The organism is Blautia sp. AF19-13LB, from assembly GCF_003479105.1.
GTDB classification, from domain to species: Bacteria; Bacillota; Clostridia; order Lachnospirales; family Lachnospiraceae; genus Fusicatenibacter; species Fusicatenibacter saccharivorans.
The window spans coordinates 109,561-134,943 of the sequence record NZ_QUGO01000004.1 but is presented as its reverse complement, the minus strand read 5'-3'; the positions used below and the strand labels follow the sequence as shown (position 1 = coordinate 134,943).

General features: G+C 51.9%; 25 protein-coding genes. 8 read left to right on the top strand and 17 right to left on the bottom strand.

The window, feature by feature from the left end:
- Nucleotides 1-80: 80 nt before the first annotated feature.
- Both DWX32_RS05690 and DWX32_RS05685 read right to left on the bottom strand, forming a co-directional pair.
- On the bottom strand, nucleotides 81-1,634 hold the full coding sequence (locus tag DWX32_RS05690) for a DUF3794 and LysM peptidoglycan-binding domain-containing protein (RefSeq protein WP_055268114.1): 1,554 nt from the start codon (nucleotides 1,632-1,634) through the stop codon (nucleotides 81-83).
- Between the two features lie 15 nt (nucleotides 1,635-1,649).
- Nucleotides 1,650-2,072 carry a protease complex subunit PrcB family protein gene (locus tag DWX32_RS05685; RefSeq protein ID WP_022461788.1) on the bottom strand — a complete coding sequence of 141 codons (423 nt, stop codon included), beginning with the start codon at nucleotides 2,070-2,072 and terminating at the stop codon, nucleotides 1,650-1,652.
- Between the two features lie 177 nt (nucleotides 2,073-2,249).
- On the opposite strand from DWX32_RS05685, the gene DWX32_RS05680 reads away from it, so the two are divergent.
- Nucleotides 2,250-2,981: a lysophospholipid acyltransferase family protein gene (locus DWX32_RS05680; RefSeq protein WP_118659401.1), complete on the top strand. Its 732-nt coding sequence runs from the start codon at nucleotides 2,250-2,252 to the stop codon at nucleotides 2,979-2,981.
- Between the two features lie 131 nt (nucleotides 2,982-3,112).
- On the opposite strand, the gene DWX32_RS20085 is transcribed toward DWX32_RS05680, so the two are convergent.
- The 6 genes from DWX32_RS20085 to DWX32_RS05655 all read right to left on the bottom strand — a co-directional run bounded on the left by DWX32_RS20085 (nucleotide 3,113) and on the right by DWX32_RS05655 (nucleotide 9,711).
- Entirely contained in the window at nucleotides 3,113-3,229 is a 117-nt protein-coding gene (locus DWX32_RS20085; RefSeq protein ID WP_226906323.1) for a putative holin-like toxin, read from the bottom strand.
- 81 nt (nucleotides 3,230-3,310) lie between these two features.
- Entirely contained in the window at nucleotides 3,311-4,690 is a 1,380-nt protein-coding gene (locus tag DWX32_RS05675; protein WP_118659400.1) for a UDP-N-acetylmuramoyl-tripeptide--D-alanyl-D-alanine ligase, read from the bottom strand.
- A complete protein-coding gene (locus DWX32_RS05670; RefSeq protein ID WP_118659399.1) occupies nucleotides 4,687-5,736 on the bottom strand; it encodes a D-alanine--D-alanine ligase family protein in 1,050 nt (349 codons plus the stop codon). Before DWX32_RS05670 ends, DWX32_RS05675 begins: the two co-directional genes overlap by 4 nt.
- A 55-nt stretch (nucleotides 5,737-5,791) precedes the next feature.
- Nucleotides 5,792-7,210, bottom strand: coding sequence for a L,D-transpeptidase family protein (locus DWX32_RS05665; RefSeq protein ID WP_117814127.1), 1,419 nt, complete (start codon nucleotides 7,208-7,210; stop codon nucleotides 5,792-5,794).
- Nucleotides 7,211-7,340: 130 nt separating this feature from the next.
- Nucleotides 7,341-8,627 (bottom strand): aminotransferase, encoded by a 1,287-nt coding sequence (locus tag DWX32_RS05660; RefSeq protein WP_117814125.1) that lies wholly within the window; start codon nucleotides 8,625-8,627, stop codon nucleotides 7,341-7,343.
- 217 nt (nucleotides 8,628-8,844) lie between these two features.
- Nucleotides 8,845-9,711: a class I SAM-dependent methyltransferase gene (locus DWX32_RS05655; protein WP_118594863.1), complete on the bottom strand. Its 867-nt coding sequence runs from the start codon at nucleotides 9,709-9,711 to the stop codon at nucleotides 8,845-8,847.
- Nucleotides 9,712-9,856: 145 nt separating this feature from the next.
- Between DWX32_RS05655 and DWX32_RS05650 the strand changes: the two genes are divergently transcribed.
- Nucleotides 9,857-10,255: a DUF3783 domain-containing protein gene (locus DWX32_RS05650; RefSeq protein WP_226911627.1), complete on the top strand. Its 399-nt coding sequence runs from the start codon at nucleotides 9,857-9,859 to the stop codon at nucleotides 10,253-10,255.
- A gap of 110 nt (nucleotides 10,256-10,365) precedes the next feature.
- Nucleotides 10,366-10,959 (top strand): ECF transporter S component, encoded by a 594-nt coding sequence (locus DWX32_RS05645; RefSeq protein WP_022461779.1) that lies wholly within the window; start codon nucleotides 10,366-10,368, stop codon nucleotides 10,957-10,959.
- Between the two features lie 169 nt (nucleotides 10,960-11,128).
- Here the strand turns inward: DWX32_RS05645 and DWX32_RS05640 are convergent, their stop codons facing one another.
- Nucleotides 11,129-12,211, bottom strand: a complete 1,083-nt coding sequence (locus tag DWX32_RS05640; RefSeq protein WP_117802358.1) for an NUDIX domain-containing protein — start codon at nucleotides 12,209-12,211, stop codon at nucleotides 11,129-11,131.
- Between the two features lie 278 nt (nucleotides 12,212-12,489).
- Between DWX32_RS05640 and proB the strand changes: the two genes are divergently transcribed.
- Together proB and DWX32_RS05630 are read left to right on the top strand one after the other, a co-directional pair.
- Nucleotides 12,490-13,572 carry a glutamate 5-kinase gene (gene proB / locus DWX32_RS05635; RefSeq protein ID WP_226906324.1) on the top strand — a complete coding sequence of 361 codons (1,083 nt, stop codon included), beginning with the start codon at nucleotides 12,490-12,492 and terminating at the stop codon, nucleotides 13,570-13,572.
- A gap of 175 nt (nucleotides 13,573-13,747) precedes the next feature.
- Nucleotides 13,748-14,950, top strand: coding sequence for a MalY/PatB family protein (locus DWX32_RS05630; protein ID WP_118659398.1), 1,203 nt, complete (start codon nucleotides 13,748-13,750; stop codon nucleotides 14,948-14,950).
- Nucleotides 14,951-15,049: 99 nt separating this feature from the next.
- Here the strand turns inward: DWX32_RS05630 and DWX32_RS05625 are convergent, their stop codons facing one another.
- From DWX32_RS05625 to spoVAD, 3 genes are all read right to left on the bottom strand, one after another.
- Complete coding sequence (locus tag DWX32_RS05625) at nucleotides 15,050-15,712, bottom strand: methylated-DNA--[protein]-cysteine S-methyltransferase (RefSeq protein WP_055220159.1); 663 nt, start codon at nucleotides 15,710-15,712, stop codon at nucleotides 15,050-15,052.
- Between the two features lie 156 nt (nucleotides 15,713-15,868).
- Nucleotides 15,869-16,225 (bottom strand): SpoVA/SpoVAEb family sporulation membrane protein, encoded by a 357-nt coding sequence (locus DWX32_RS05620; RefSeq protein WP_055220161.1) that lies wholly within the window; start codon nucleotides 16,223-16,225, stop codon nucleotides 15,869-15,871.
- Between the two features lie 13 nt (nucleotides 16,226-16,238).
- Nucleotides 16,239-17,258: a stage V sporulation protein AD gene (spoVAD, locus tag DWX32_RS05615; RefSeq protein WP_055219982.1), complete on the bottom strand. Its 1,020-nt coding sequence runs from the start codon at nucleotides 17,256-17,258 to the stop codon at nucleotides 16,239-16,241.
- 157 nt (nucleotides 17,259-17,415) lie between these two features.
- On the opposite strand from spoVAD, the gene DWX32_RS05610 reads away from it, so the two are divergent.
- The 3 genes from DWX32_RS05610 to spoVAC are packed head-to-tail and all read left to right on the top strand — an operon-like array spanning nucleotide 17,416 to nucleotide 18,956.
- On the top strand, nucleotides 17,416-18,084 hold the full coding sequence (locus tag DWX32_RS05610; protein ID WP_055219984.1) for a stage V sporulation protein AA: 669 nt from the start codon (nucleotides 17,416-17,418) through the stop codon (nucleotides 18,082-18,084).
- Nucleotides 18,041-18,463: a stage V sporulation protein AB gene (locus tag DWX32_RS05605; RefSeq protein WP_243037560.1), complete on the top strand. Its 423-nt coding sequence runs from the start codon at nucleotides 18,041-18,043 to the stop codon at nucleotides 18,461-18,463. Before DWX32_RS05610 ends, DWX32_RS05605 begins: the two co-directional genes overlap by 44 nt.
- 19 nt (nucleotides 18,464-18,482) lie before the next feature.
- Nucleotides 18,483-18,956, top strand: a complete 474-nt coding sequence (gene spoVAC, locus DWX32_RS05600; RefSeq protein ID WP_118659397.1) for a stage V sporulation protein AC — start codon at nucleotides 18,483-18,485, stop codon at nucleotides 18,954-18,956.
- A gap of 1 nt (nucleotide 18,957) precedes the next feature.
- Here the strand turns inward: spoVAC and DWX32_RS05595 are convergent, their stop codons facing one another.
- From DWX32_RS05595 to DWX32_RS05575, 5 genes are all read right to left on the bottom strand, one after another.
- Nucleotides 18,958-20,337: a DUF4129 domain-containing protein gene (locus tag DWX32_RS05595; protein WP_118659396.1), complete on the bottom strand. Its 1,380-nt coding sequence runs from the start codon at nucleotides 20,335-20,337 to the stop codon at nucleotides 18,958-18,960.
- Nucleotides 20,328-21,458 (bottom strand): DUF58 domain-containing protein, encoded by a 1,131-nt coding sequence (locus DWX32_RS05590; protein ID WP_118659395.1) that lies wholly within the window; start codon nucleotides 21,456-21,458, stop codon nucleotides 20,328-20,330. The genes DWX32_RS05595 and DWX32_RS05590 overlap by 10 nt, the downstream gene beginning before the upstream one ends.
- 6 nt (nucleotides 21,459-21,464) lie before the next feature.
- Nucleotides 21,465-22,409, bottom strand: coding sequence for an AAA family ATPase (locus DWX32_RS05585; protein WP_055219993.1), 945 nt, complete (start codon nucleotides 22,407-22,409; stop codon nucleotides 21,465-21,467).
- A gap of 187 nt (nucleotides 22,410-22,596) precedes the next feature.
- Nucleotides 22,597-23,781 carry an iron-containing alcohol dehydrogenase family protein gene (locus DWX32_RS05580; RefSeq protein ID WP_118659432.1) on the bottom strand — a complete coding sequence of 395 codons (1,185 nt, stop codon included), beginning with the start codon at nucleotides 23,779-23,781 and terminating at the stop codon, nucleotides 22,597-22,599.
- Nucleotides 23,782-23,859: 78 nt separating this feature from the next.
- On the bottom strand, nucleotides 23,860-25,383 hold the full coding sequence (locus tag DWX32_RS05575; RefSeq protein ID WP_118659394.1) for an APC family permease: 1,524 nt from the start codon (nucleotides 25,381-25,383) through the stop codon (nucleotides 23,860-23,862).

Here is a 25,383-nt window from a genome sequence, read left to right as displayed (position 1 = left end):
ATCGGCATGGAACTCGCAAAAAGACAGCCTGCTGCCTGATGGATTAACTCCATTCTTAAGGCAGTAGGCTGTCTTTTCCGCTATACCCGCTCCACTAATAACTGCTGCATCGGTGTGAGTGTTTCGGTTTTCAGTTCATTTAATTCCCTGATCTTATCTGTCGTCGTATAGAATTTCTTCGCGATATCCCACAGGGTATCCCCCGGCTTGACGAAGTAGCAGGTGATGCCCGGGAGGCTCTGCAGTTCTTCCGGATCTCGGTCTTTTTCTTCGACGTACTGCATTACCATCTCTTTTCTGCGGCGGAAGACGAGGGCATTCAGGTTCAGTACGACTTTGGCTTCGATGTCGCTGCTGTCCGGCATGGTTGTGGAGAGCTGGTCAATGGAGGACTGGAGTTCGTAGCGGCAGTCTGGTCCGATTCCCGGGACTTCGATGGTGTGGCGGAAAGGGAGGGCGGTTTCGGCGGCGTAGAATGGCATTTCATCGTCGCTCACGACATAGAGCGCCCTGAGTTCCACCACGCCGGTTACTTCGATGCCGTTTTCTACGATTCTTTCCTCGTCGATCTTGATTTTGCCGTCGCTGTGGCAGATCTGCAGAATTTTATTTTTCGGCACGCGCATCTGCAGTTTGTCGGTCAGGCGGCATTTGGAGGAATTGCGGATCAGAAGACTCTCCAAAGTCTCCTCCTGCACTTTTGGAATGCATTCTCGGTGCGGATGGTAAACGTCCTGCAGAAGTGATACGGTTTCTTCCTGATACAGACAGATGTCAAGTTCGAGTACGGCCTCCGCCTGCAGGACCCGCTCCTCGCCGTCGGAATCGGGCTGGATTTCGAGTGTGGTCTGGCCGAGTGTGCTTTCGATCCGCGGGATCATCTCGGAGATGCAGCCCTGGCATTCCACTTCTGCCTGGAACGGGAGCGCCTGCTCCACCCACTGCAGCGGGTGATCCTCCTCGCCGTCGCTGTACAGACAGAAGACAAAGAGTTCTCCCTGCGCACTGACCCGCCCCTCCTCAGAGCGGAGATCGAGACCGCGCACTTCCAGATCCTGCCAGAGAATCTCGTGCAATTCCGGCTTGCCGGACGGAATCGTAAGCTCCTTTTTGACACGCAGCACATCTTTTTTCTGCACTGCAAGCTCAACCACGCGGTATTCCTGCCTTTTTACCGCGACGTCGCTCTCCCCGCGGATTTCCATCGGCACGGCAAGGTCGCACAGTTCCTCGATCCACGCGTGCAGCGTGACGATCGCGCGCACGCCCAGCTTCCGCGAGTTGATGAGATGCAGGTTCAGATCTTCCACTTCCCAGGTGATGCAGACCTTGTCGCCCCCTGTCAGACCATCGAGATGGATCGTCTCGTCGATCGGAAGCTCGCCGGAGAGCTGGCAGATCCGGCGCCGTTCGCCGTCGGAGACGTACAGCAGATGAAAGGTGAGGCCGCCGAATACACGCGCTTTTCCTTCCGAAATCTGCACATCCCCGATCGTCACCTCGCCTTTTTTCTGAATCATCCGCCCCACATCGGGCCGTGCGTCCGGCACATTGTAGTCCTCATCAAACGTAATCTGTGACACCGCTTCGCTTTTTCTGCTGATCTGATGCAGAATCTTTTTTACAAAATCCATAAGGCTCCTCCCACTCTAATCCTCAAATACGACTGAGATTCCCGCCGCCGCTTTCGTTTTCAGCACGACGTAAGGGCAGGAGGCGGCGCCTTTCTGCTCCTCCTTTGCGGCAGGTCCGACGAGTTTTGTCCGCACGAAAACGGCGTTTTCCGATTTCGATACTTCTTCGATCTGTATGGAAAAGCCTCCGCTTTTCTGCTTTCCGTAGCCGCGCAGTATGTAGAGATCGTCCCCGCTCTCGTACGCCATCTGGAACGCGGATTCTTTTTTCCTGCGCAAAATCTGATCGATTTCCGGCGGAAAATCGCCCGGCTTTACAATCGCATACGACAGTTCTTTCCGCTCGCCCTCGCTCACATCTGTGATCCGGCACGATGCCAGGAGCATCAGAATCACCGCCGCCAGAAGAACTCTTCCCCGTCTCTTTTTCTTCATCATTCCAAACGCCGCTTCCTGCTCTTTCTATCCATTGTATGACGGGCCGCAGTCTTCTATGACGCAAAATCTTTTTCTGAAAAAGACGAAAGTTATTGCAACATGCCCCGTCAATGACGTATACTGAAAAGTACGCAATAACTGAATACCACTATTTTTACCAAGAGGAGAAAAAGATTCATGATTCGTTTTATTCTGGTCATTCTGACCGCTTTTCTGTATCTGATTCTGTCGATCCCGGTGCTTCTTGTTCTGCTTCTGATCCGGAAGAAAAAGCCGGAGGTCTGTGACAAGGTAAGCCGCTCCCTGATCCGCTGGATTTTTCGCGTAATTCTGTTTTTTTCCGGCACGAAGATCACCGTAAAAGGTCAGGAAAATATTCCGAAGGACCGGGCTGTTCTATACATCGGCAATCACCGCAGCTATTTCGATATCCTTGTAACCTATACAACGGTTCCGGGTTCCTGCGGATTTGTCGCCAAAAAAGAACTTTCACGCATTCCGCTGTTAAAGAACTGGATGGAACTCATCCACTGCCTGTTTCTCGACCGTTCCGACATCAAGCAGGGTCTGCAGATGATTCTCTCCGGATGTGAGGAGATCAAAAGCGGCACTTCCATCTGTATCTTCCCGGAAGGCACCCGCGGCAAAACACCAAGCGAGCTGGAGCTCGGCGAATTCCACAACGGTTCATTCAAGATGGCAACAAAGACCGGCTGTCCGATCATTCCGCTTTCCATCTCCGGTTCCAGAAATATTCTGGAAGCACACTTTCCGAAGATCCGCGCCACACACGTTACTGTGACGTACGGCAAACCGATTCTTCCGGGCGAGCTTACGAAGGAAGAGAAAAAAGAGATTGGAAATTATACGAAAAACATTCTATTAGAACAATTGAAAGAAAATGCTTGAAAATGCCAGACCCCTGCGATATAATAAATATATAAAAAGAAAGCACCCACTCCAAAGTGGATGCTCTCGAGAAAAGGGTTAAATGTTCTTACGAACACCGCCTATCCCGTTTGCCGACGGGGTAGGCATTTTTATTTTCGCTTATTTCTCTTATCGAGAAAGGTAAGCAACGCAATGATGAAGCCTCCGAAGGAAATCAGTAAAGCTAAGATTCCCAGAAAAACCATAATAATTTCGTATGCTGTCATTTACGCCACCTCCCTTCCTATGTATTCATTAGCTCGGGAGGCTACCACCCTGTCATGGGTACTTTCCAGTTTAAAATTTTATCATAATTTCTGTGCTGTTTCAAGCATCTCCACAATCTTTCCATATTCCATAAAATGCGATGCCTTTACCAGAATCTGATCGCCGTCCTTTAAGAGTTTCGGCAGTTCTGCCATCAGGCTCTCGCGGTCTGCGAAATGGCGGATTTCCAGTTTCGGGTCTGCCTCTTTTGCCGCTTTTGCAAGATGCTCGCAGAGCGGTCCCGCACAGTAGAGGGCGTCAATGCCGCAGGTTCCGGCGTGTGTGCCGACTTCGGCGTGGAGTGCTGCCTCATCGGTTCCAAGCTCTCCCATATCGCCGAGCACGGCCACTTTTCTTCCCTTCGCCTCTTTCAGAACATCGAGAGATGCCTTCATCGAAACCGGGTTTGCGTTGTAGCAGTCATCAACAACGGTGTATTTTCCTGTCTCGATGATGTGGAATCTTCCGCTCACCGACTGCAGTGTCTCGATTCCCTGTTTGATCTGCTCCAGCGTCAGCCCGTACATGCATCCGACTGCGGTTCCGGCCAGCGCATTGTAAACCATATGGCGTCCCGGAATCGGAATCAGTGCAGAAAAGCTCCCCTGCGGGGTATGAATCCGGCAGGAAATGCCGCGGAAGCCCTGGCTCTCGATCTCATCGGCATAATATTCGTTCTTTTCATCCAATCCGAAATGAACCGGCTTGATGCCGTGAACCGTTCCAACAGTAGACAGCTTATCATCGTCCCCATTGATGATAATGTGCCCGTTCTCACGCAGATGATCAAAGATCTCGGTTTTTGCCTGTAAAATACCATCTCGCGTCTTCAGATTTTCCAGATGGCACCAGCCGATATTCGTGATGACTGCAGTCTCCGGGCGCGCGATCTTCGCCAGACGGTGCATCTGGCCGAAATCGTCGATTCCCATCTCGAGAACCGCCATCTCATCCTCCTCGCGCAGGCGGAAAACAGTAAGTGACAGTCCCAGTTCATTGTTAAAGTTCGCATCCGTTTTCAGCACACGGTATTTCTGCGCCAGCACCGACGCGATCGTCTCCTTTGTACTGGTCTTTCCAACGCTTCCCGTAATGCCGACAACCGGAATATTGAGCTGCTGCATATAGTATTCTGCCATTGCTTTAATGGCCTCCATGGAATCCTTCACGAGGATATACGGGCATGGCGGTGTTTCAAGTTTCTGCTCGGAAATGACAGCAAGTGCGCCCTGGGAAGCCACGTTCGGGATAAATTTATGGCCGTCCACACGCTCACCCGGAATTGCAACGAAGAGACTTCCCTCTCCCGCTTTCCGGCTGTCCGTCACGATATCCGTGACTTCCGCTGTTTTCTTTTCTTCCGGTCCGAAGTAGATTCCGCCGCACACCTCTGTGATGTGCGCAAGTGTCATATTTTTCATGCGTTGTTACCTCTTTTTCTGAGAGAAAGCTGGATCAGCAGCTCGCAGAGTTCCGAATAGGAAATGCCGAGTACCTGTGCCTCCTGCGGCAGAAGGCTGGTCGGGGTCATGCCCGGAAGGGTGTTTGCCTCGAGGCAGTACATTCTTCCGTCCTTGCGCATCATAAAGTCGAGACGGCAGTAGTTTTCGATACCGAGAGCGGCAGCGCCGTCCTCTGCGTGCTTCTGCATTTCTTTCGTCTGCTCCTCCGTCAGTACGGCCGGGCAGGTATCAACAGTAGCTCCGGCTTTGTATTTGTTCGTGTAATCATAGAAGCCTTCGATCGGTGCAATCTCGATGATCGGGTAAGCCTTTCCGTCTACCACGCCAACGGAGAACTCTCTTCCCTCGATATACTCCTCAACGACAACCTCCGGTTCGTAGGAGAAAGCATCCTTCATAGCCTGCCAGTATTCTTCGTTCGTGTGTGCAATATAGACACCGACACTGGAACCGCCGCAGCACGGTTTTACGACAACCGGAAGCTCCAGGCCAAAGCCGGACAAAGGCTCGCTCTCCTGGCCTTTTTTCAGGGTCACGCCGTTCGGGGTCGGCACATGGTGTGCACGGAAGAACTGTTTTGTGATGGATTTGTCCATTGCGAGGGCGCTGCTTAAATAGCCCGTTCCGGTATACGGAATGCCGAGCAGATCGAACGTAGCCTGTACCTTTCCGTCCTCTCCGTTTGCGCCATGCAGGGCAAGGAAAACAACATCCGCTGCCTCGCAGAGTTCCAGTACGTTCGGTCCGAAAAATCTGCGGCGGGATTCGATCATTTCGTTTAATCCTGCATCAAAGCTGTGCATATATTCTGCTGCTTTGTCTATATCGTACGCCTCCTCTGCAAATACATCTTCCAGGTTCCCCTTCACATCGATACCGCAGAAAACGTCTACCAGAACTGCCTGATGGTTTTTCTCGCGGAGTGCCTTGCAGACCATAGTTCCCGATGTAATGGATACCGAACGTTCCGTGCTGGTTCCTCCAGCTAATACTACTATTTTCATCTATCAAAATCTCCTTTATTTGATGTGCTTCTGCTGTGATGCTTAAGCGTTTTTCCTACAGGCTGTTTTTCTGTGTAGGCTGCGGCCCGGTTACATCATCCAGGCTATAGTATACGATAACCGGGTCACCAATTTCAATAGCATTGAACACTTTTTCTGCTTCTGTGTATGGGGTATTCACACATCCGTGGGATCCGTTCGTCAGATAGATGTCCCCGCCGTACTCGGTACGCCAGCTCGCATCGTGGATTCCGACGTCGCCGTTAAACGGAAGCCAGAACATGACATGGCTCGGATAGAGCTTGAAATCACAGTCACTTTTTTTCGCATCCACCGCCCAGACACTGCCTGCCGGAGTGTCATAGCCCGTCGCATGATTGCCCGTTGTGACCGGTGTTTCCGTCACCAGAACGCCATCCTTGTAGCACCACATTTTCTGCTGGGAAATGCACACCTCGACGTATGTATTTCCGATATCATTTGCCGAGCGGTCATTGGCCGTATAGAGGTAAACCGGGTCGAGATTTCCCTGTGTTTCGTCCTCGATCGCCTGCAGAAGTGCCTGCATTGTCTCCTCCTTGTCGATGCACCAGCCGTAATCGCCGCCCGCATTCAGGTTAATGGTCGCGCCAAGACTCGTTTTGAAGGTATGCGCCAGCCCGAAGGTGTCCGTCTCATACGCCATATGGCGCACAAAAGCTGCCGCTTCGTCCTGCGAAATCGTGTAGGTTCCATCCTCCCCCTGTACGAGCCAGCTCTGTAAGGTCGCCCGGTCTATGGCATAGCTGTTTTCACCGATTGCATATGTGATCCGCGCCGCTGTCAGGTGGTTCAGTTCCGCCATTTCCCCATTCAGTGCTTCATCATCCTGCGTAATGCCCGGTTTCCGGTAAACATCTTTTTCTTCCAGATCCACGCTCGCCGCTCCGGCATCCAGCGCCTCGATGACAGCCTGCTCCGCCTTCTCATAGTCCACCTGCTCGCCCTCTGTTTCCGGCACAATGACGTACGAGGTTCCGTCATCCGTCAGATACGCATCCGTCGGCGCTTCCTGCTGTTCTTCCTGAAACCCTTCCATCGTCTGCAGTTTTTCCTGCACCATTTCTTTGTCATAGACAGAGTCCGCCGCCACCTGGTTTTCTTTCTCTTTCCAATAGAATGCAGGCCATGCAAGAGTATTCTGGGACTCCAGCAGTTTTTCCACCGCGTGGTCGTCCACATACGTGAGGCCGATCTCCGTGCCGCTTAATGTCTCTGTTTTTCCACCGCGCTCGGTAATGCTGAGTGTATAATCCACAATGTGCTTCTGAATTTCCTCTTTGACCTGCTCTGCGGTCAGCCCTGCGCAGTTCAGTCCGTTGATCGCGGTTTTCGGGAAAAAGTGGGATGCATAGTAATGCCCCACGCCCGCGTAACCGCCTGCGGCCGCAAGGAGTATGAGTCCTGCGGCAATTCCTATTACTTTCTTTTTCATGTTTTTCCTTTCTGTCCCATAGAAAATTTCTTTTTAACTTTCTGATAGAAAAAAGCCGGAACTCCCACACCAGAGTTCACAAAAACTGTGTCCCCCGGGAGAATCCGGCTTTTGTATTTTTACTTATCTGTTATTTGCTTTCCAGAATCTTATCCACGCTGACCAGTTTGACACTCAGCACGAATACCTGACCTGCGATTTCCAGCTCTTCCGGTGTCGGGAAGGACGGTGCAATACGGATGTTGGAATCCTGCGGATCGTTGTGATATGGATACGTTGCGCCCGCGCCTGTCATGGTAAGACCGGCCTCTTTTGCTTTTGCAACGATCTTCTTTGCACATCCCTCCATCGCATCGAAGGAGATGAAGTATCCACCGTTCGGTTTTGTCCAGGAAGCGATGTCAAGGCCGCTCAGCTCCTGATCCATTACCTGCAGAATTGCCTCGAATTTCGGTCTTAAGATCTCAGCATGCTTTTTCATCTGATTCATCACGCCGTCCAGGTTCTGGAAGAATTTTACATGGCGCAGCTGATTCAGTTTATCATGACCGATGATCTGGAAGTTCATGTACTCCTGTGCCTCTTTGAGGTTTGCCTCAGAAGAAATGAGAGCTGCAATTCCGGCTCCCGGATAGCTTACTTTCGAGGTGGATACGAACTCATAGACCATATCCGGATTTCCGGCTTTCTCGCACTCCTCGATGATGTTCAGCAGGTGATCCTGTCTGTCATCATACAGGTGATGGATGATATATGCATTATCCCAGAAAATACGGAAGTCTTTGGCTGCCGGTTTCAGGTTTGCAAATCTTCTGACGGTCTCATCGGAGTAGGTGTAGCCCTGCGGGTTGGAGTATTTCGGTACACACCAGATTCCCTTGATGGCGTCATCTTCTGCAACGAGTTTTTCTACCATGTCCATGTCCGGTCCTTCTGGTGTCATCGGAACATTGATCATCTCAACGCCGAAGTACTCGGTTACACCGAAGTGACGGTCATAGCCCGGTACCGGACAGAGGAATTTTACTTTGTCCAGCTTGTTCCACGGAGTGCAGCCTGCAACGCCCTTCAGGAACGAACGTGCTACGGTATCAAACATAATGGTAAGGCTGGCGTTTCCGTAAACGATGACGTTTTCCGCCGGAACCTCACAGATATCTCCGATCAGTTTTCTTGCTTCCGGAATACCGGTCAGCACGCCGTAGTTCCGGCAGTCGGTTCCATCTTCTGCGAAGGTGTCTTCATTTTTCGAGAGAACGGTAAGCATTCCTTCCGTGAGATCTAACTGGGCTGCTGCAGGTTTTCCTCTGGAAATATTCAGATTGAGGCCTTTTGCTTTTACCTCTGCAAATTCCTGCTCCAGTCTGGCTTTCTCGGCAACTAATTCTTCTTTGGTCCATTCGATATACGGTTTCATGAAACGTCCTCCCTTGTACTTTCCTTACCCGTTTTTCAGGTTTCTTGCTCAACTAAAGACCATTTTACCAGATCATGAGTTTCTGTCAAGGAGAACTTGCATGTTTTATGCACTTTTCGGCATTTTATCCCACTTTTTGCAGTTTTATACTTCATTTCCTGCAATTCAGCCAAATGTTTTTCGTATGACGGACATACGTCCGCTGCCAAAAGATGTTTTAAACGTTGTCAGACTGCCATCTTCCCGATGCACCGCACGGCAGAACAAGGCCGGTCGACTTGACCGGAAGGCCGATTTCCTGTGCTTCTACGTGGCCTTTGTACTGTTTTAATTCCAGGGAAATCATGTACGTCAGGACAGCCGGTGCAAGTCCTGTCGTGTAAGAATTCACAAGGAAGAACAGCGGGTCATCGCTTAAGAGCTGCGTGCAGAGCCTGATGAACGGATGAATCGACTCCTCGATTTTCCAGATCTCGCCCTTTGGTCCTCTTCCGTAGGACGGCGGGTCCATGATGATCGCGTCGTAGTGGTTGCCTCTGCGGATCTCGCGCTCGACAAATTTGGTGCAGTCATCCACAAGCCAGCGGATCGGCTTGTCCGAAAGGCCGGACACGGCAGCGTTCTCTTTTGCCCAGTTGACCATGCCTTTGGATGCATCGACATGTGTGACGCTTGCGCCTGCTGCGGCCGCTGCGAGCGTTGCGCCTCCCGTGTAGGCGAACAGGTTCAGCACTTTAATCGGGCGGTTGGCACGGCGGATCAGATCGCCGAACCAGTCCCAGTTCGTTGCCTGCTCCGGGAAAAGGCCGGTGTGTTTGAAGCTGAACGGTTTCAGGCGGAAGGTCAGGTCTTTATAGTTGATCTCCCACTGCTCCGGCAGATGGAAAAACTCCCATTCTCCGCCGCCCTTGCTGCTTCTGTGATAATGACCGTTTTTCTTTTTCCAGCCCGGATTTTCTTTTTTCGTGTTCCAGATGACCTGCGGGTCTGGTCTTACCAGAAGGTAATCTCCCCACCGCTCCAGTTTTTCTCCGCCGGACGTATCCAGCACTTCATAATCTTTCCATCCATCTGCTATCCACATTTTATTGGTTTCCTTTCTCTTTTATCTCAAAATTTATCGTGTTCTGAATTGTACGTTCCTATGATACCATAAAAGTATTGTTTTTCCAAAACATTTCTTATATCATAGTTCTGGGCATCCGCGCATTTGATCCGGAAATCTGCCCGTGGAAAGGATTTTTCTCATGGAAACCGTACTCTTATATCAGATCAAAGGAACGAAAACAGCTGTGCTTTTAAAGCCGGTTCTCTTAAAGCTCGGTATCCGCGTGCGCATTGTGGAACCGGAACAGTATCTCCAGTCGATCGGATTTCTTGCCGGAAATAAAGCATTTGCAGAATCCCCCGAAGCCTATGACGGCGCCGGATTTGATGAACCAATGATGGTCATGGCCGGCTTTTCCGAGCGGAAACTTGATCTTTTTCTCACCGAAATGCGCCGGAAAAAAGTGCCGCCGATCGCCCTCAAAGCCATCGTCACAACGCAGAACCAGGCGTGGAATTCGCTGCAGCTCTACAGAGAATTAAAAGAAGAACACGAAAAAATGAAATCGTACCGGAAATAACTGGTCTGGTCAAAAAATCCGGAATTGGAACTTTTTCTTCATGCCACCACTCCCTATAATAGGGTGCAATCAAGGAACGAAAGTTCCAGATACCAAAGGAGTGCGTTGTTATGAAAAATGAAAAAGTCTGGAAAATCGCAATGACAGGTGTCTTTGCAGCCCTTTCCTACGTTGTCTTCACCTTCCTGCAGTTCAAAATCTGGCTGCCAGGCGGAGATGCCACCTCAATCCATTTCGGAAACGCTGTCTGTGTGCTCGGTGCACTGATTCTCGGCGGTGTTTACGGCGGAATCGGCGGTGCGATCGGCATGACCATCGGAGATCTTCTCGATCCGGTCTATGTGGTATACGCACCAAAGACCTTCATCTTAAAATTCTGCATCGGCCTCATCGCAGGACTGATCGCACACAAAATCGGTAAAATCAACGAGCAGACCGATCAGAAACAGATCTTCAAATGGGCACTGCTTGCAGCCATCGGCGGACTTCTGTTCAATGTGATCTTCGATCCGCTCATCGGTTACTTCTACAAACTGGTTCTTCTTGGAAAACCGGCAGCAGAGGTTACCTTAAGCTGGAACGTAGCGGCAACTTCCATCAACGCCGTACTTTCCACCATCGCTTCCGTTGTCATCTACATGGCACTGCGTCCGGCTCTTCAGAAATCCGGACTGTTTAGCCAGGTAAAGGCAGCAGCGAAATAAAAAAACAAATTTCATTTACGCGATATCCAAAAAAGTCACCATGTTCTATTTCGAACCGGTGACTTTTTTCATGCATTTCTTTTTATTTTTCAGCGGTGGCTGCTGCCTCTTCTTCCTCGTGCTTCGGGGTCAGCTTCTCGCTGATGAATCCATTTTCTTTCATCTTCTTTTACTCCTCATCTTTTGTTTTTTCTCCGGCGAACCACGCTTTTTCAATCATTTCCAGTTCCCGGATATCAATACAGTTGGGAATGCTTCCTTCTCTTACCGCCTTCTGGCACTCTTTGAGATCCATCCAGCGGACTGCTTCTACTTCCGACTCCTGTAGATGCAGTTTTTCCGCCTCGACCGGCTTCGTGTAAAGATACACGGCGCTGACCTCATGATCGTGGAACGGTTTTCCGTAAAAAACACCGTGTGATACTTTTTCCAGCAGGCCAAGATCCCTCAGCTCCTCTGCCTCTGCGTGGATGCCGAGCTCCTCGCCGATTTCCCGCAGAGCCCCTTCCAAATACGTATCGCCCGCCGAAAGATGGCCGGCGCTTGAAATATCGTAGCAGCCCGGATTCGAATCTTTCCAGGCACTCCTTTTCTGCAGCAGTACCTCACAGCCGCTCTTCTCATTCGCCCGTGCAATCCAGATATGTGCCGTTCCGTGACACCGTCCCTCACTGTGCGCCACGCCGCGCTCTACGATGGTTCCGGTCGGCGTGCCGTCGCCTGAGCGCTCCTCAAAAAGTTCCATCTGTTTTCCGTTCAGCACCGCTTCTGCGAGCGTGTCGCCCACATACCGCAGCTTCAGGGAGAAAAACGGCTCGTCTTCATTCAGAAGGCGGAAAAAGATTTTGTCTCCCTCCCACAGATTCAGGTGCAGGACGTCCTCTTTTTTCACCCAGGCGAGTTCGCCCTCATCACATGCAGTCGGTTCTCCCGTGAATCCGTCTGCCGTGTAGAGACACATATACTCCATGTACTCCACCGTTTTGCTGTTTTCTGCCTCTGTCACAAAGGTAACGAGACCGCGGAAACGCCAGCTCGTCAGCGTGTAGCCGGTTTCCTCTTTTACTTCACGCAGCAGGCATTCCTCCGGGCTTTCGCCAAGTTCCGCATGGCCGCCGACGCCGATCCACTTGTCCTTGTTGACATCGTTCTTTTTCACCGTGCGGTGCATCATCAGATAGCTGTCATCCTTTTCGATGTAGCACAGCGTTGTCATGCAGCCTCTGCCTCTTTCTTCTGTTTTTTCCTCCATCTTTGACTCCCTCCGTCGTGTGCCGGACTTCTTTCCGCTTCTTTTGTTTTTCAGGAAAAATGTATTTCTGCACACACCTTTTTCTCGTTTTCTATTCTACCATACTTTTTCAGAATTCCAGCAACAAATTTCTATCTTTTTGCAGATCTTTCACGAAAAATGTAACGACCATTCCGCATCTTCTTGACTCTCACACAGTACTGTGTTAAAGTGTCTGTAATTGATGTTTTGTCACCCGTAAACAACGTTTCTTATCATTCCTTACATTTGAGGTTTTCATGATGGAAAAACAGACGATAGTTGTGAAAGTCGGCACCAGCTCCCTGACACTCTCAGACGGAACGATGGATGCTGAAAAAATACGGAACATTACGACCCAGCTTGCCGCGCTGCAGACGGCAGGCCACCATGTGATTCTCGTTTCCTCCGGTGCGATCGCCGCAGGCTTTTCCCGTCTCGGCTTTAAAAAACGGCCGACGAAAATTGCCGATAAACAGGCTGCCGCTGCTGTCGGCCAGGGCCTTCTGATGGAGGAATACACGAAAAATCTGATGGCGTACCAGATTCCGTGTGCGCAGATTCTTTTGAACCGCAGTGACTTTGAGGACCGCCGCCGCTATAAAAACATCTTCGGCTCCCTCTCCGTCCTGCTCGGGCGCGGTGCGATTCCGATCATCAATGAGAACGATACGATCGCGATTGAGGAGCTGAAGGTCGGCGACAACGACACGCTCTCCGCCCAGGTGGCTGCGATGCTGCATGCATCGCTTCTGATTCTGCTGACCGATATCGACGGGCTCTACACTGCCAATCCAAAGAGTGACCCGAATGCGCGCCATATCGACGTGGTAAATGAGATCACGCCGGAGCTCACTGCTGCGGCAGGCGGTGCGGGATCGGGCAACGGAACGGGAGGCATGACAACGAAGCTCTCCGCCGCTTCGCTTGCCACAAGAGCCGGTGTGCCGGTTCTGATCTGCTCCTCGGCGGAGGAAAACAACATTGTGCGTGCGGTGAAAGGAACCGCAAAAGGAACGTACTTTACCGCCAGCGGCCACAACATGAAAACGCGTCTGCAGTGGATGGCATTCTATGCGCCGAGTGCGGGCAACCTCTACGTCGATGAGGGTGCCGCAGAAGCACTTGCTGTTCAGGCAAAGAGCCTGCTTCCTAAAGGCATCGTGGCAGTCGAAGGCGATTTTAAGAAAGGCGATGTCGTCAGCGTCTTCCGGCGCGGCAGCCATGAATATCTCGGAAAGGGCATTGTCAACTATGACCGGCCGGATCTGCAGAAAATCATGAACGAAAGCACCAGCCACACGGAAGCAATCAACCGCGATAACTGGATCGGCGCGGAATAAATGGTGCCGAATAAAGCATTCTTTTGTTTACGAAAATTCCCCTCCGTGTTATAATATTTGTATTCAGCCGGCTGCAGGTTTTTCTTTCAGCGAGGAAAGGAAGCTGCATCCGGTTTTCCATGTGCTTTTGGTTTTACTTCGAGAGCACAGCAAACACAAAGGAGGGTTTTTACCAATGAAATACGATTTTACATCTCTGATGAACCGCAGCGGCCACGATTCGATCGCTGTCGATCAGATCCCGATTCCGGGTGCGGAAGTCAAAGAGGGCTTCTCCCGCATCCCGATGTGGGTGGCCGACATGAACTTCCCGTCTCTTCCGACCATTCAGGAAGCAATTCACGCGAGAGTCAACGAACCGCATTTTGGCTACTTTAATCTGCCGGATGCATATTTTGACAGCATCATCCGCTGGCAGAAAGAGCGCAACGGTGTGGAAGATCTGCCGCGTGAGGCGATCGGCTATGAGAACGGCGTGCTCGGCTGTGTTGCTTCGGCTACTGCCGCTTTTACATCCCCGGGCGAATCCATTCTTCTGCATTCCCCGACATACATCGGTTTTACCGGTGTTCTTGAGAACTGCGGACGCAATATCGTTCTCTCCGATCTTGTTCAGGATGAGAACGGCGTATGGCGTATGGACTACGCCGATATGGACCGCAAGTTAAAAGAACACAACATTCATTTCGCGATTTTCTGCTCTCCGCACAACCCGACAGGCCGTGTCTGGGAGCGCGAGGAAATTGAAAAGGCGATGGAAATTTACAAAGCAAATGAATGCGTTGTCATCTCCGATGAGATCTGGTCTGACCTGACACTGCCGGGCTTCAAACATATCCCAACGCAGTCCGTTTCGAAGGATGCACGCGAGCGCACCATCGCACTTTATGCACCGTCCAAGACCTTTAACCTGGCTGGCCTTGTAGGCTCCTACCACATCATCTACAACCGCATGCTGCGCGACCGTGTGGAGAAGGCTTCGTCCCTTTCTCACTACAATTCTCCGAACGTACTCTCTGTTCATGCGCTGATCGGCGCTTACCGGCCGGAGGGATACCAGTGGGTGGATGAACTGCGCGAAGTGCTGAAATCGAATGCGGATTATGCGTACAACTACATTCTCGAGCATTTCAAGGGCGTGAAGCTTTCCAAACCAGAAGGAACGTACATGCTGTACCTCGACTGCGAGGAGTGGTGCAAGGAGCATGATACCGATATGGATACGCTGCTGAAAGCCGGTGTTGCTGTCGGCGTGATCTGGCAGGACGGACGGCCGTTCCACAGACCGTATGCGATCCGCCTGAATCTGGCACTGCCGCATGTGCTTGTGAAAGAGGCATTTGACCGTATGGATAAGTATGTATTCAATGCGAAATAATTGTATTTTCTAATTTTATAAGCCAAACATAATGAAAGACCGAAACGGACATTTTCCTCTGCCGTTCCGGTCTTTCGCTGTTTTGTGCATCCTGTTTTTTCAGTTTTGCTCCAGCTCCCGCTGTGCCAGCATCTCTTCCACGTTGATGCCGTACTTCTTTAAATTGACGCGGCCGTTTTCCAGCACAATGCCGTCTGCCTCCAGCATATCCGCCTGTTTCCCGGCGCCGCCGAAGACAAATTCCGCGGCCAGTTCGCCTTTGGAGTTTACCACACGGTAGCATGGAATGTGCTCCGGATCTGTGTTTTTATGTAAGGCGTTTCCCACGGCACGCGCCATCTTCGGCTCGCCTGCAAGCGCTGCTATCTGGCCGTATGTCGCCACTTTTCCGCGCGGAATCTGCTTTACCGCCTCATAGATTCTTTTGGTCGGGCTGTCCGTGATGATGTCGTAGCTCTCGGCGATCATGGTACGCACAGCGTCATCGGGTACGGTTCCGTCGAGGAGAATCGTGTTCCAATGTTCTTTGTTCTGATGATATCCCGGGATAACTGACGCGAATGCATCGCGCCAGTAGTCCCGCCATTCCGGGTTTGCTTTTACATTCAGCTGAATGATTCCGTCCTTTTCATAGACCCACAGAAATGCCTTTTTGCTTCCTTTCACGCGGATGAGCTGCCAGTTGTCATCGTGAAACGGCGCTTCCTGATATGTGTCCGGGAAGGAAAGGCCATAGGATAGCGCTTCTTCTCTTGTCTTCATTGCAGACTTCCTTTCTTCCTGTCGCGGGTGTTTTGATGTTTTTTCCGCAAAACACCCGCTTTTTCTGTATTCGTCCTGCCGCTGCGATTCTGCTTTTTTCTGCGGCATTTTTCTTTATTATATCATTCCGCCTGCTTCTGCGCAATTTTTCACCTGCTATTTTTTCATCTTCGGCTGGAAAATCCAGCTTGCAAGATACGCGAAAATCAACGCCGCTGATGTTCCGACAGCCCCCGCCTTTAATCCGCCCTGGAACAATCCTAAAAATCCGCTTTCTTTTACGGCATCTTTTACTCCCTGAAACAAAAGATGCCCGAATCCGAGCAGCGGCACCGACGCGCCTGCCCCGGCGTATTCTGCAAATGGATCGTAGAGTCCCAGAAAGCTCAACACCGCGCCCGTGCACACAAGCGTTACCATAATTCTTCCCGGTAGCATTTTCGTGCGGTCGAGCAGAATCTGGCACAGGGCACAAATGAGGCCGCCGACCCAGAAGGCATTGAAATATTCCATAAACGTTCCCATTTTACACATCCTCCTCCCGCTCGATTACAACCGCCTGTGCAATACCAGGCACGCTGCTGCCCTCCTGAAAGCTGACCTTCGACATCAGCGCACCAGTCGGTACAAACAGAATCCTCTTCCACTCTCCGTTTTCCAGCTTCGGCAGCAGATACTCCGCCAGCACCGATGCCGCACAGCCGCAGCCGCTTCCGCCCGCACCGGTGTCCTGTTTTGCCGGATCGAAGATCAGCATGCCGCAGTCACTGTGCTGTTCCGAGATATCGTATCCTTTTTTCTTCAGCAGCTCCAGCAGAATTTCCCGCCCCACAACGCCGAGATCTCCCGTCACAATGCGGTCGTAATCGGCCGGTTCCCGGTTGAAATCGACGAGGTTCTGTGCAATCGTATCGCACGCAGCGGGGGCCATGCAGGCGCCCATGTTCTGGTTGTCTTTCAGCCCGTAATCAATGATTTTTCCCGTCGTAGCGCCCGTGATTTTCACTCTGCTCTTCGTTTTTCCAAGCACACACGCGCCGCTTCCCGTCACCGTCCAGCTCGCGGACGGCGGGCGCTGGTTTCCGTAGGCGAGCGGAAAACGGAACTCCTTCTCCGCCGTTCCAAAGTGGCTCGATGTCACCGCCAGCACCCGGTCACCGTATCCTCCCGCGACTGCCATCGCGCCAAGCGAAAGCGCCTCTCCCATCGTCGAGCAGGCACCGAACAGGCCGTAGAGCGGGCAGTTCAGATCCACCAGGCCGAACGATGATGCGATTGACTGTGCCAGAAGATCGCCCGCAAAAATCATGCGGATCTGCTCCGGCCTCACATTGGCTTTCTGCATTGCCAGCTTCGCGGTGGCAAGCTGCAGTTCACTCTCGCCCTCCTCCCAGCTCTCCTGCCCGCACATCGGGTCCGAAAGCGTGTGCGAAAAGTATTCGCCCAGCGGTCCATCCTTTTCCTTTTCTCCTACAATCGCCGCGCTGCCCTCGATATAGACGGCTTTGGCAAACGAGATGCTCTGCTTTCCTGTCATCTGTCTCATCGGCAAATTCCTCCGTTTTCTTATTTTGCGTCTTACCATTTCTGACCTTCAGTATTTCCGTTTTTTCCATTCTTACGCATGATTTTCCTGTTTTAGGGAACTCTGTACGCTGTAGCACAAAAATCCTGTTTCAGAAACTTTTAGAGGAATGTTTTTCATGAGTGAAATGCTGTATCTTCAGACGGAGCGGAATATCAAAATCACCAGTCCCGTCGTGACGCTCGGCGATGTGGCGCAGCTTTCCTGTTCAGACGGCGCTGTCCTCGCCCGCAATCAGGTCCGCCGCGTGGCGCATCTTCCCGATGACGGATACGGGCGCTACGTCTGCTCCGCCTCCACCCTCGTCCGCCTCGTCACGGAGGCCGAGGAGCACGTCGATGTCACCCACATCGGCGAGCCGAATTTTATTTTAACGTACGAGGATCCGCGTCAGAAAAACACCTGGATCAGCTGGTGCAAAACGATTCTGGTCGGCATCCTTACGTTTATCGGAACTGCGTTTTCCATTATGACCTTCCACACCGACATCGGCGTCCGCGAGCTGTTTTTGGATGTTTACACCCGTTTTCTCCCGCAGATGACGCCCGGATTTTCGGTGCTGGAAATTTCATATTCCATCGGCATCGGCCTTGGCGTCGTGCTCTATTTCAACCATTTCGGACGGCGGAAATTCACGCAGGACCCGACGCCGCTCGAGGTGGAAATGCGGGTCTACGAGGATGATATCGATACGACCATTATCGAACAGAACGACCGCTCCGGTAAAGGAAAGGAGGCTTTTCATGCGAATCCTGCCAGAGATCCTGCTGATCACAGCCGGTCTTAGCCTTGGCTTTTTCATCGCGAGCGGCCTTATCGCGCTTGTGATCGGCCTTGGCATCGTGACACGGTACGCCGGCATCACAAAGACAGCAGGGAACCTGCGTTTTTACGAATGCTGCTGTATGGCCGGGGCGCTGTTCGGCGATCTTTTCTCGCTTGGCACCTTCTCGTTTTCCCTGCCCTCCTGGACGGCCGGTGTGTTCTGGCTTTTTGCGGGCATTTATCTGGGAAGCTGGATCATCGCGCTCGGCGAAGTCGTCAACCTGTTTTCGATCCTCTGCCGCCGGATCGGACTGACGCGCGGACTGCCGTTTGTAATTCTCTGCATGGCGGCAGGGAAAATCGCGGGCTCTCTCTATTATTTTGCAAGTGGATTTCAATAAGAACTGGAGGTAAGATGTGATGCAGAGTTTAAAAAGTGAACGGGCAAAAAAAGAATACGAACAGTTTGTCAAAGAGGTGACGCCAAAGCAGAATCTCTTCTTCAATATGGCAAAAGCCTTTATCGTCGGCGGTCTGATCTGTGTCGTGGGGCAGATTCTGCTCCATATCGGCAAAACGCAGTTCTCGCTCAGCAAAGATGACGCCGGCTCCTGGTGCTCGCTGATTCTGATCCTTAGCAGTGTGATTTTAACCGGCCTCAACATCTATCAGAAAATCGTCACCTTTGCCGGCTGCGGTGCGCTCGTCCCGATCACCGGCTTTGCCAACTCGGTTGCAGCTCCTGCGATTGAATATAAAAAAGAAGGACAGGTCTTCGGCATCGGTGCGAAAATTTTCACCATCGCCGGACCTGTCATTCTGTACGGTGTTTTTGCAAGCTGGCTGCTCGGCTTTCTCTATTGGCTGTGGACCGCTGCCGGGAACTGGTTTTAAATCAGTTCCGCAGCGCTTCCGCCTCTTCTTTTGTGCAGCCCTCGCGGCTGTAACGGGCTTTTTCATAGCCGTCGTGCAGCCGTCTCATGCTGTCGCCGGAAAGCTCGTTTCTCTCTTCCAGCTCCGCCGGGGTTTCGGCTCCGGTCGGCTGGTATTTTCCGGCTTTTTTGATCGTTTTTTTATACTGCCGGCGGATACGCATATTCGGGGAGAGATAGCCCTCTTTCTTTTCCCGCCGCCACGGCAGATTTTCCCGTTCGTCGTTTCCCTGATGCAGGAAGAGAACTTCGTCCTCCTCATCCTCTGAGAAGGCTTTTCCCGCATTTTTTACGCTCTGGTAAATCGCCCGCAGAACCGCGATTCCGACGGCAACCATCACAAGATACATGACCGTCGTAAAAAGATTCTGGATCCACTGCGGCATCGGTTTGTACTCTTTGTCCCCCAGCATATCGGACAGATCGGCCTGCTCCATGCCCTGCGGCGCCTCGGCCTCCGGTGTTTCGATCGTAAGATCGCTTTCCAGCTCTTTCGGCTCATATCCTGCGATCGCCTCCGCAATCGGATCCTTTCCGTAGAGCGCCGATGGGAGCACGAACAGTACCAGAAGGAGTACTGCAATTTTCAGGATCAGTTTTCCCGTCCGCTGCATCATCTCCACCGGGAGATTGGCGATTTTCTGATGGTCACGGATGAACCCGTGCATGCCGTCGAGGTACTGGCAGAAGAAGCACAGGAATACATCTGCAAAGAAAAACCAGTAGATCAGATGCCAGTAGAACGGCATTTTCATCAGCACACCGATCACATACTGTATCATAAACCAGAGAAAATGAAGGGGCTTTGGCTCATCGAGGAGCGTCGGGATCTCCCACGCTTCCATATCCGCCAGCGGCATTGAGCCGGCCGGCAGTTCCTGCGCTGCTTTCTTTAACTGGCCTTTGCGGATTCTGACATAGCCGCGGATCAGGAAAATCACAGCGGCCATAAGACCCGTCATCACGCCGGAAAGGCTCTCCAGAAATGCAGGAGAAATACCGTTCTCAAACTTGTTTTTTCCATCGTTTGCCGCCACAGCCGCTTCAATTACCGCTGCCGCCTGCACACTGAACAGGGAACAGAAAAATTTCGCTGCCAGATACGTCACCGCGCAGACCGCAATTCCGCCAAGCAGAAACTGCCAGAGTGCTTTCGTTTTCCGGATCAGAATCCAGCTTGCGGCGGCCGGAATCAGCAGCAATAAGGATATGGCGCAGAAATACAGCGCCTCCCTTCCCGTCAGCTCCAGAAAACCGGCGGCAAAGCCATAGATGCCGGCGAATAAAAGCCAGACATGAAGCCAGGTCAGCGGGATCTGTACCGGTGTCTTTTTTATTTCCATGGTTTCACCTCCCAGCCGATTGCGGTGTACGCACGGTTCTGCTCCGACGGAACTTCTTCGCCCGGCAGATACGGAATCACCCACAGCACCTGGTTCTGCGCACCGGAGAGCAGATGAAGAGCCTCACGGACCTCATCGGTTCTGTTTTTGGATACGACAACGTAGGTGTGGCCGGTGAGCTCTTTTTCCGCCTCTTTGTGCAGAAACTCCGCGCTGCCTGTGAGATTGCCCCCAAGCTGCACGCACGCCAGTTTCCGGTTCAGCTCCGCTGTTTTTCCGGCGCCCGCTGCCAGATGGACACGCAGCTCCTCGCCGGTCTCCTCATCTTTCGCATTGCTCTTCACCCACAGATTCATCTTGTTTTTCACCATCCGCGCCGCAAGCGAAGACGTGATGCGGATGCTCTCCTCGACCTGCGCTTCCTCGCGCAGAATGTTGGCGTCCTCGATATCGAGAAGCACCGTAACTTCCACGCTCGTCGTCGCGTCAAACTGGTTGACCATCAGATCTCCCATCCGTGCCGACGATTTCCAGTTGATGCGATTCATCGGGTCTTCTTTCCGGTAATCGCGGATACCAGAAAATTCAAACGGGTCCTCGTACAGGCGATTCCGTGACAGAACCATGCCCGACACGGCACGGCAGATCATCTGAATCCGTGCAGTATCGACCTGGCGCGGGTAAACGTACATCTGTGTCTGCTGCGGGTAATCGCTGTAAAGACCCTCCCGGAAAAAAAGATCGTACGCTACGGCATGCGCACCGGTGATCTCGTAGAATCCTCGTTTTTTCGCCTGAAACGGCAGTGTTCTCGTGATCTGCTGATGAAACAGGAACGAAAAGACATCGCGTTTGTAGCTCTGGTCGGTGATGCTCGCGTTTGCTTTTGCCTCGCGGTCGAATTCCAGATTGCGGCTCATCGAAATGCCAAGCTCGAGTGCCGGAATCGGCAGCAGTTTGTCGTTTACGACGACCTCTTTTAACGTACTCTCCTCGCCCTCATAGATCGCGGAATCCTGGAAGCTGACCTGGATTTTCAGATTTTTCTGCCAGTTTTTCTGGTACAGCTTTTTCTGCAGAAACCAGGCGAGCGCCATTCCAAATAGTAATAAAAGAAGCATAGTCCGTTACCTTCCTGACCAGTTTTCGGTCGGCAGATCGATGCGGTTTAAAATTTCCTCGATCACCGATTCTGCGGCTCTTCCGTCGTCTGCGCCGATCTGCATGGTGAGACGGTGTGCGAGTACCGGAACAGCCACGGTCTTGAAGTCCTCCGGCACAACGTAGTTTCGTCCCTGCACCAGCGCGTGGCCCTGTACGGCACGTAAAAATGCGAGTGTTCCACGCGGGCTCACACCGCTTGCAATTTTGCTGTTGACTCTCGTCTCCTGTACGATGCGGACGAGATACTGTACCAGTTCCGGATGCAGGTAGACTTCTTTACACGCCTCCTGCAGGGTACGGATTTCTTCTTTTTGGCAGACAGACGACAGCTCGGCGAGCGGCTCCTCGGTCAGGAAACGGGCGATCATCTGCGTCTCTTCCGCCGGGCTTAATGCTTCCATCGAAAGTTTCATTAAAAAACGGTCCATCTGCGCCTCCGGCAGCGGGAAGGTTCCGAGCGTCTCGAGCGGGTTCTGCGTGGCGATGACGAGGAACGGCTCCTCGAGCGGCCGTGTCACACCGTCCACGGTGATCTGGCGCTCAGCCATGCACTCGAGAAGGCTGCTCTGCGTCTTCGGCGTTGCACGGTTGATCTCATCGGCAAGCAGAATGTTGCAGAAGGCAGGGCCTTTCGAGAAGACAAACTCTCCGCTTTTGGCATCAAAATAATTGAGACCGGTGACATCGGACGGCAGTAAGTCCGGTGTGAACTGGATGCGGCCGAACTCTGCCTCGACGGATTTCGCAAGGGATTTCGCCATGACCGTTTTTCCTGTCCCCGGGACATCCTCGAGCAGGATATGACCTTTGGCAACAAGGCAGGTCAGGACAAGCTCGATCGTGCGCTCGTTTCCGATCATGACCTTTGCGATATTTTCTTTTAATTGCTGCAATACATTATTTTCCATGTTTTGCTTCCTCCAATAGTAAGATTTAATAAAAAAATCCACCCCTCGCTGCTCTGTTTTGTGAGAACAGCACGATAAATTTATTTTACAGCACATATTTTCGGAATACAAGCAGAAAAAGGACGATGCTGTACATACTTTTCACAGCATCGCCCTTTACGGTTTCTTCTATAAATTAGCTTGTCTCTTACAGTGCTTTCCGGTACAGCGCCTCGATGTCCTGCTGACGGGACGCTCTCGGGTTGACGGCGATGTTTCCGCTCTTCATCGCATCTACCGCCATCGGCACGATTTTGCTCTCGATCTCCTCTGCTGTCACTTCTTTTCCCTTTGCCGCCTGGCGGATCGCATCGGTCAGGCTGGCCGGGATTCCGATGGCTGCGGTCAGCTCGCGGATCGCGCCGACCAGCATCATCGGCTCAAATTCATCGGCGTATGCCGGGATTTCGCTGATGTAGTTGTAGATCTTCAAATATCTTCCATGGTCTGCCAGTGCATTGTACTCTGCGATGACCGGAAGTAGAACGGCATTTGCCACGCCGTGCGGCACATCGAAGAAGGCGCTCACAGGATGACTCATTGCATGGACATTTCCAAGTCTTGCGTAGGAAAATGCAATACCCGCGAACAGCGAACCGGTCAGCATCGCCTCTGCGGCTTCGAGATCGGTTCTGCGCGCCACGAAACGGCGGATATTTTTACCGATCAATTCCATCGCTTTTTCTGCCATGGCATCGGAGAACGGAGATGCAGCTGTAGAAATATAAGCCTCCTCCGCATGGATAAAAGCATCAATACCGCACGCTGCCGCAACGAATGCCGGAGCGGAAGTTAAAAGTTCCGGATCGAGAATCGCGTACTCTGGAAGAAGTTCATAGCTGAATACGGTCAGCTTGTAATCTCTGCTGTGGTCGGTGATCACGGAAAATGCGGTCACCTCGGAGCCGGTTCCCGCAGTCGTCGGAATGGCAATCAGCGGGACAATTTTTCCCGGCACTTTGTGTGCGCCTTCGTATTCCGTGATGCTTCCGCCGTATTTTGCCGTCACACCGACGGCCTTTGCTACATCCATCGGAGAACCGCCGCCGAGTGCTACGAGAAAGTCTGCGCCGGAAGCAAGATAGCTCTCGGTTGCTTTTTCTACTGTCGTCACAGACGGATTCGCCTCAATATCTGTGAAAATATCGGCTGCGATGCCTGCCGCTTTCAGGCTGTCCGCTGCTTTATCCACAACGCCCATTTTTTTCAGGGTAGGACCGGAAAGAATCATCGCATGGGTTCCGCCCATCTTCTTGGCACACTCCGGCAGTTTGGCAAGCGTTCCTGCTCCGACAATAATATTCTGTGGAATCGAAAATTCGAATGGATTCATCTTATTTTTCCCCTTTCTTTCAGAAAGCGTGCCGAAAATTTTTCTTTCCGACACGCTTTGTTTTATCCTATCTCAGCTTCAGCCAGCCATTTTGGCAAGAACACGGTCGATTGCTGCATCGATAACAACGTCGAGTTCCGCATCGTCTGCCTCCGGCATCAGGGACGCTGCGTCCTCGTCGGAGATCAGCTCGATCAGGCTGCCGAACTTCTCTTTATATTTGAACTTGCAGACTGCAAAGAATACAACACCGAGGAGGCTCCAGCCGCCTACCATCAGCCACTCCTGCCATACCAGTGTTCCGCCGGAACCAGGAATGCAGTAAACAAGTATCATACATCCGGACATCAGAACCGCCATCGTTCCAACAAATTTGTATGCCGGAACACGGTACGGACGCGGCATATCCGGTTCTTTCTTCCGCAGGATCAGGAAGGAAAGAGATACCATACAGTAGGCAAGACAGCATCCAAAGTTACCTGCATCACAGATCCACACCATCATGCCTCGTCCTGCAAACGGAGCCAGCATAGTCAGCGCGCCGATCAGGAACAGGGCGTTGATCGGAGTTTTGTGCTGCGGATGAAGCTTTGCGAACATCGGCGGAATCATGTAGGATTCAGCCATAGAGTACAGAGCACGGGAACCGCCGATCATAAAGGAGTTCCAGGATGTGATGATACCGCACATACCGCCGACGATGATGACTTTTGCCATAACCGCTGTACCGAACGCTTTCGCCATCGCATCTGCTGTAACAAGTCCGGTTCCTGCTTCCGAGCTCAGGATTTCGGACGGGTTCAGCACATAGCCGACAGCCAGGATAACACAGGAATAGAAAACAACAGCGAGTACAACGGAGAGAATCATCATTTTACCGATTTTCTTTAACGGAACGTTGATTTCCTCTGCTGCCTGCGGGATAACGTCAAAGCCGATGAAGAAGAACGGGGTAACAACAGCAACTTTGATGATGTTCTGGAACATCGTTCCGGTGCTCTCGCCGACGAACATCTGTCCCTGCAGATTGCTGGAATCTCCGTTGATCACGGATGCCACAATCAGAAGGATACCAGCGCCGCCGATGATACAGGTAAGGACCGTCTGCAGGACGGCTGCTGTTTTTGCGCCCAGCACATTGATCAGTGTGATGAGGAACGCTACAATAACGGCTACGGCTACCCAGGAAGCATAGATATCAAATCCTGCCACGCTGTACATATAGCCTTTCAGGAATCCCGGCCACAGATATGTGATGATGGTTGGGAAGGCGCACGCCTCGAAACACGTAACACTGACGTATCCTAAAATAATCGCCCAGGTACAGATGAACGAACCGTTCTGGCCCATTGCCTTGTAGCTGAAGACGTGCTCGCCGCCGCACTGCGGCATCGCTGCAGTCAGTTCTGCGTAAGTCAGTCCGATGAAAAAGATCATGACACCGCCGATCGCAAACGCAATTGAAGCTCCGACAACGCCGCCTTTCTGAATCCAGCTTCCTGAGGATACGACCCAGCCCCAGCCGATCATGGCTCCGAAAGCGATGACGAGAATATCCCATGCACCTAATACTTTGTCAAATTCTGATTTTTTCTGTTCCAT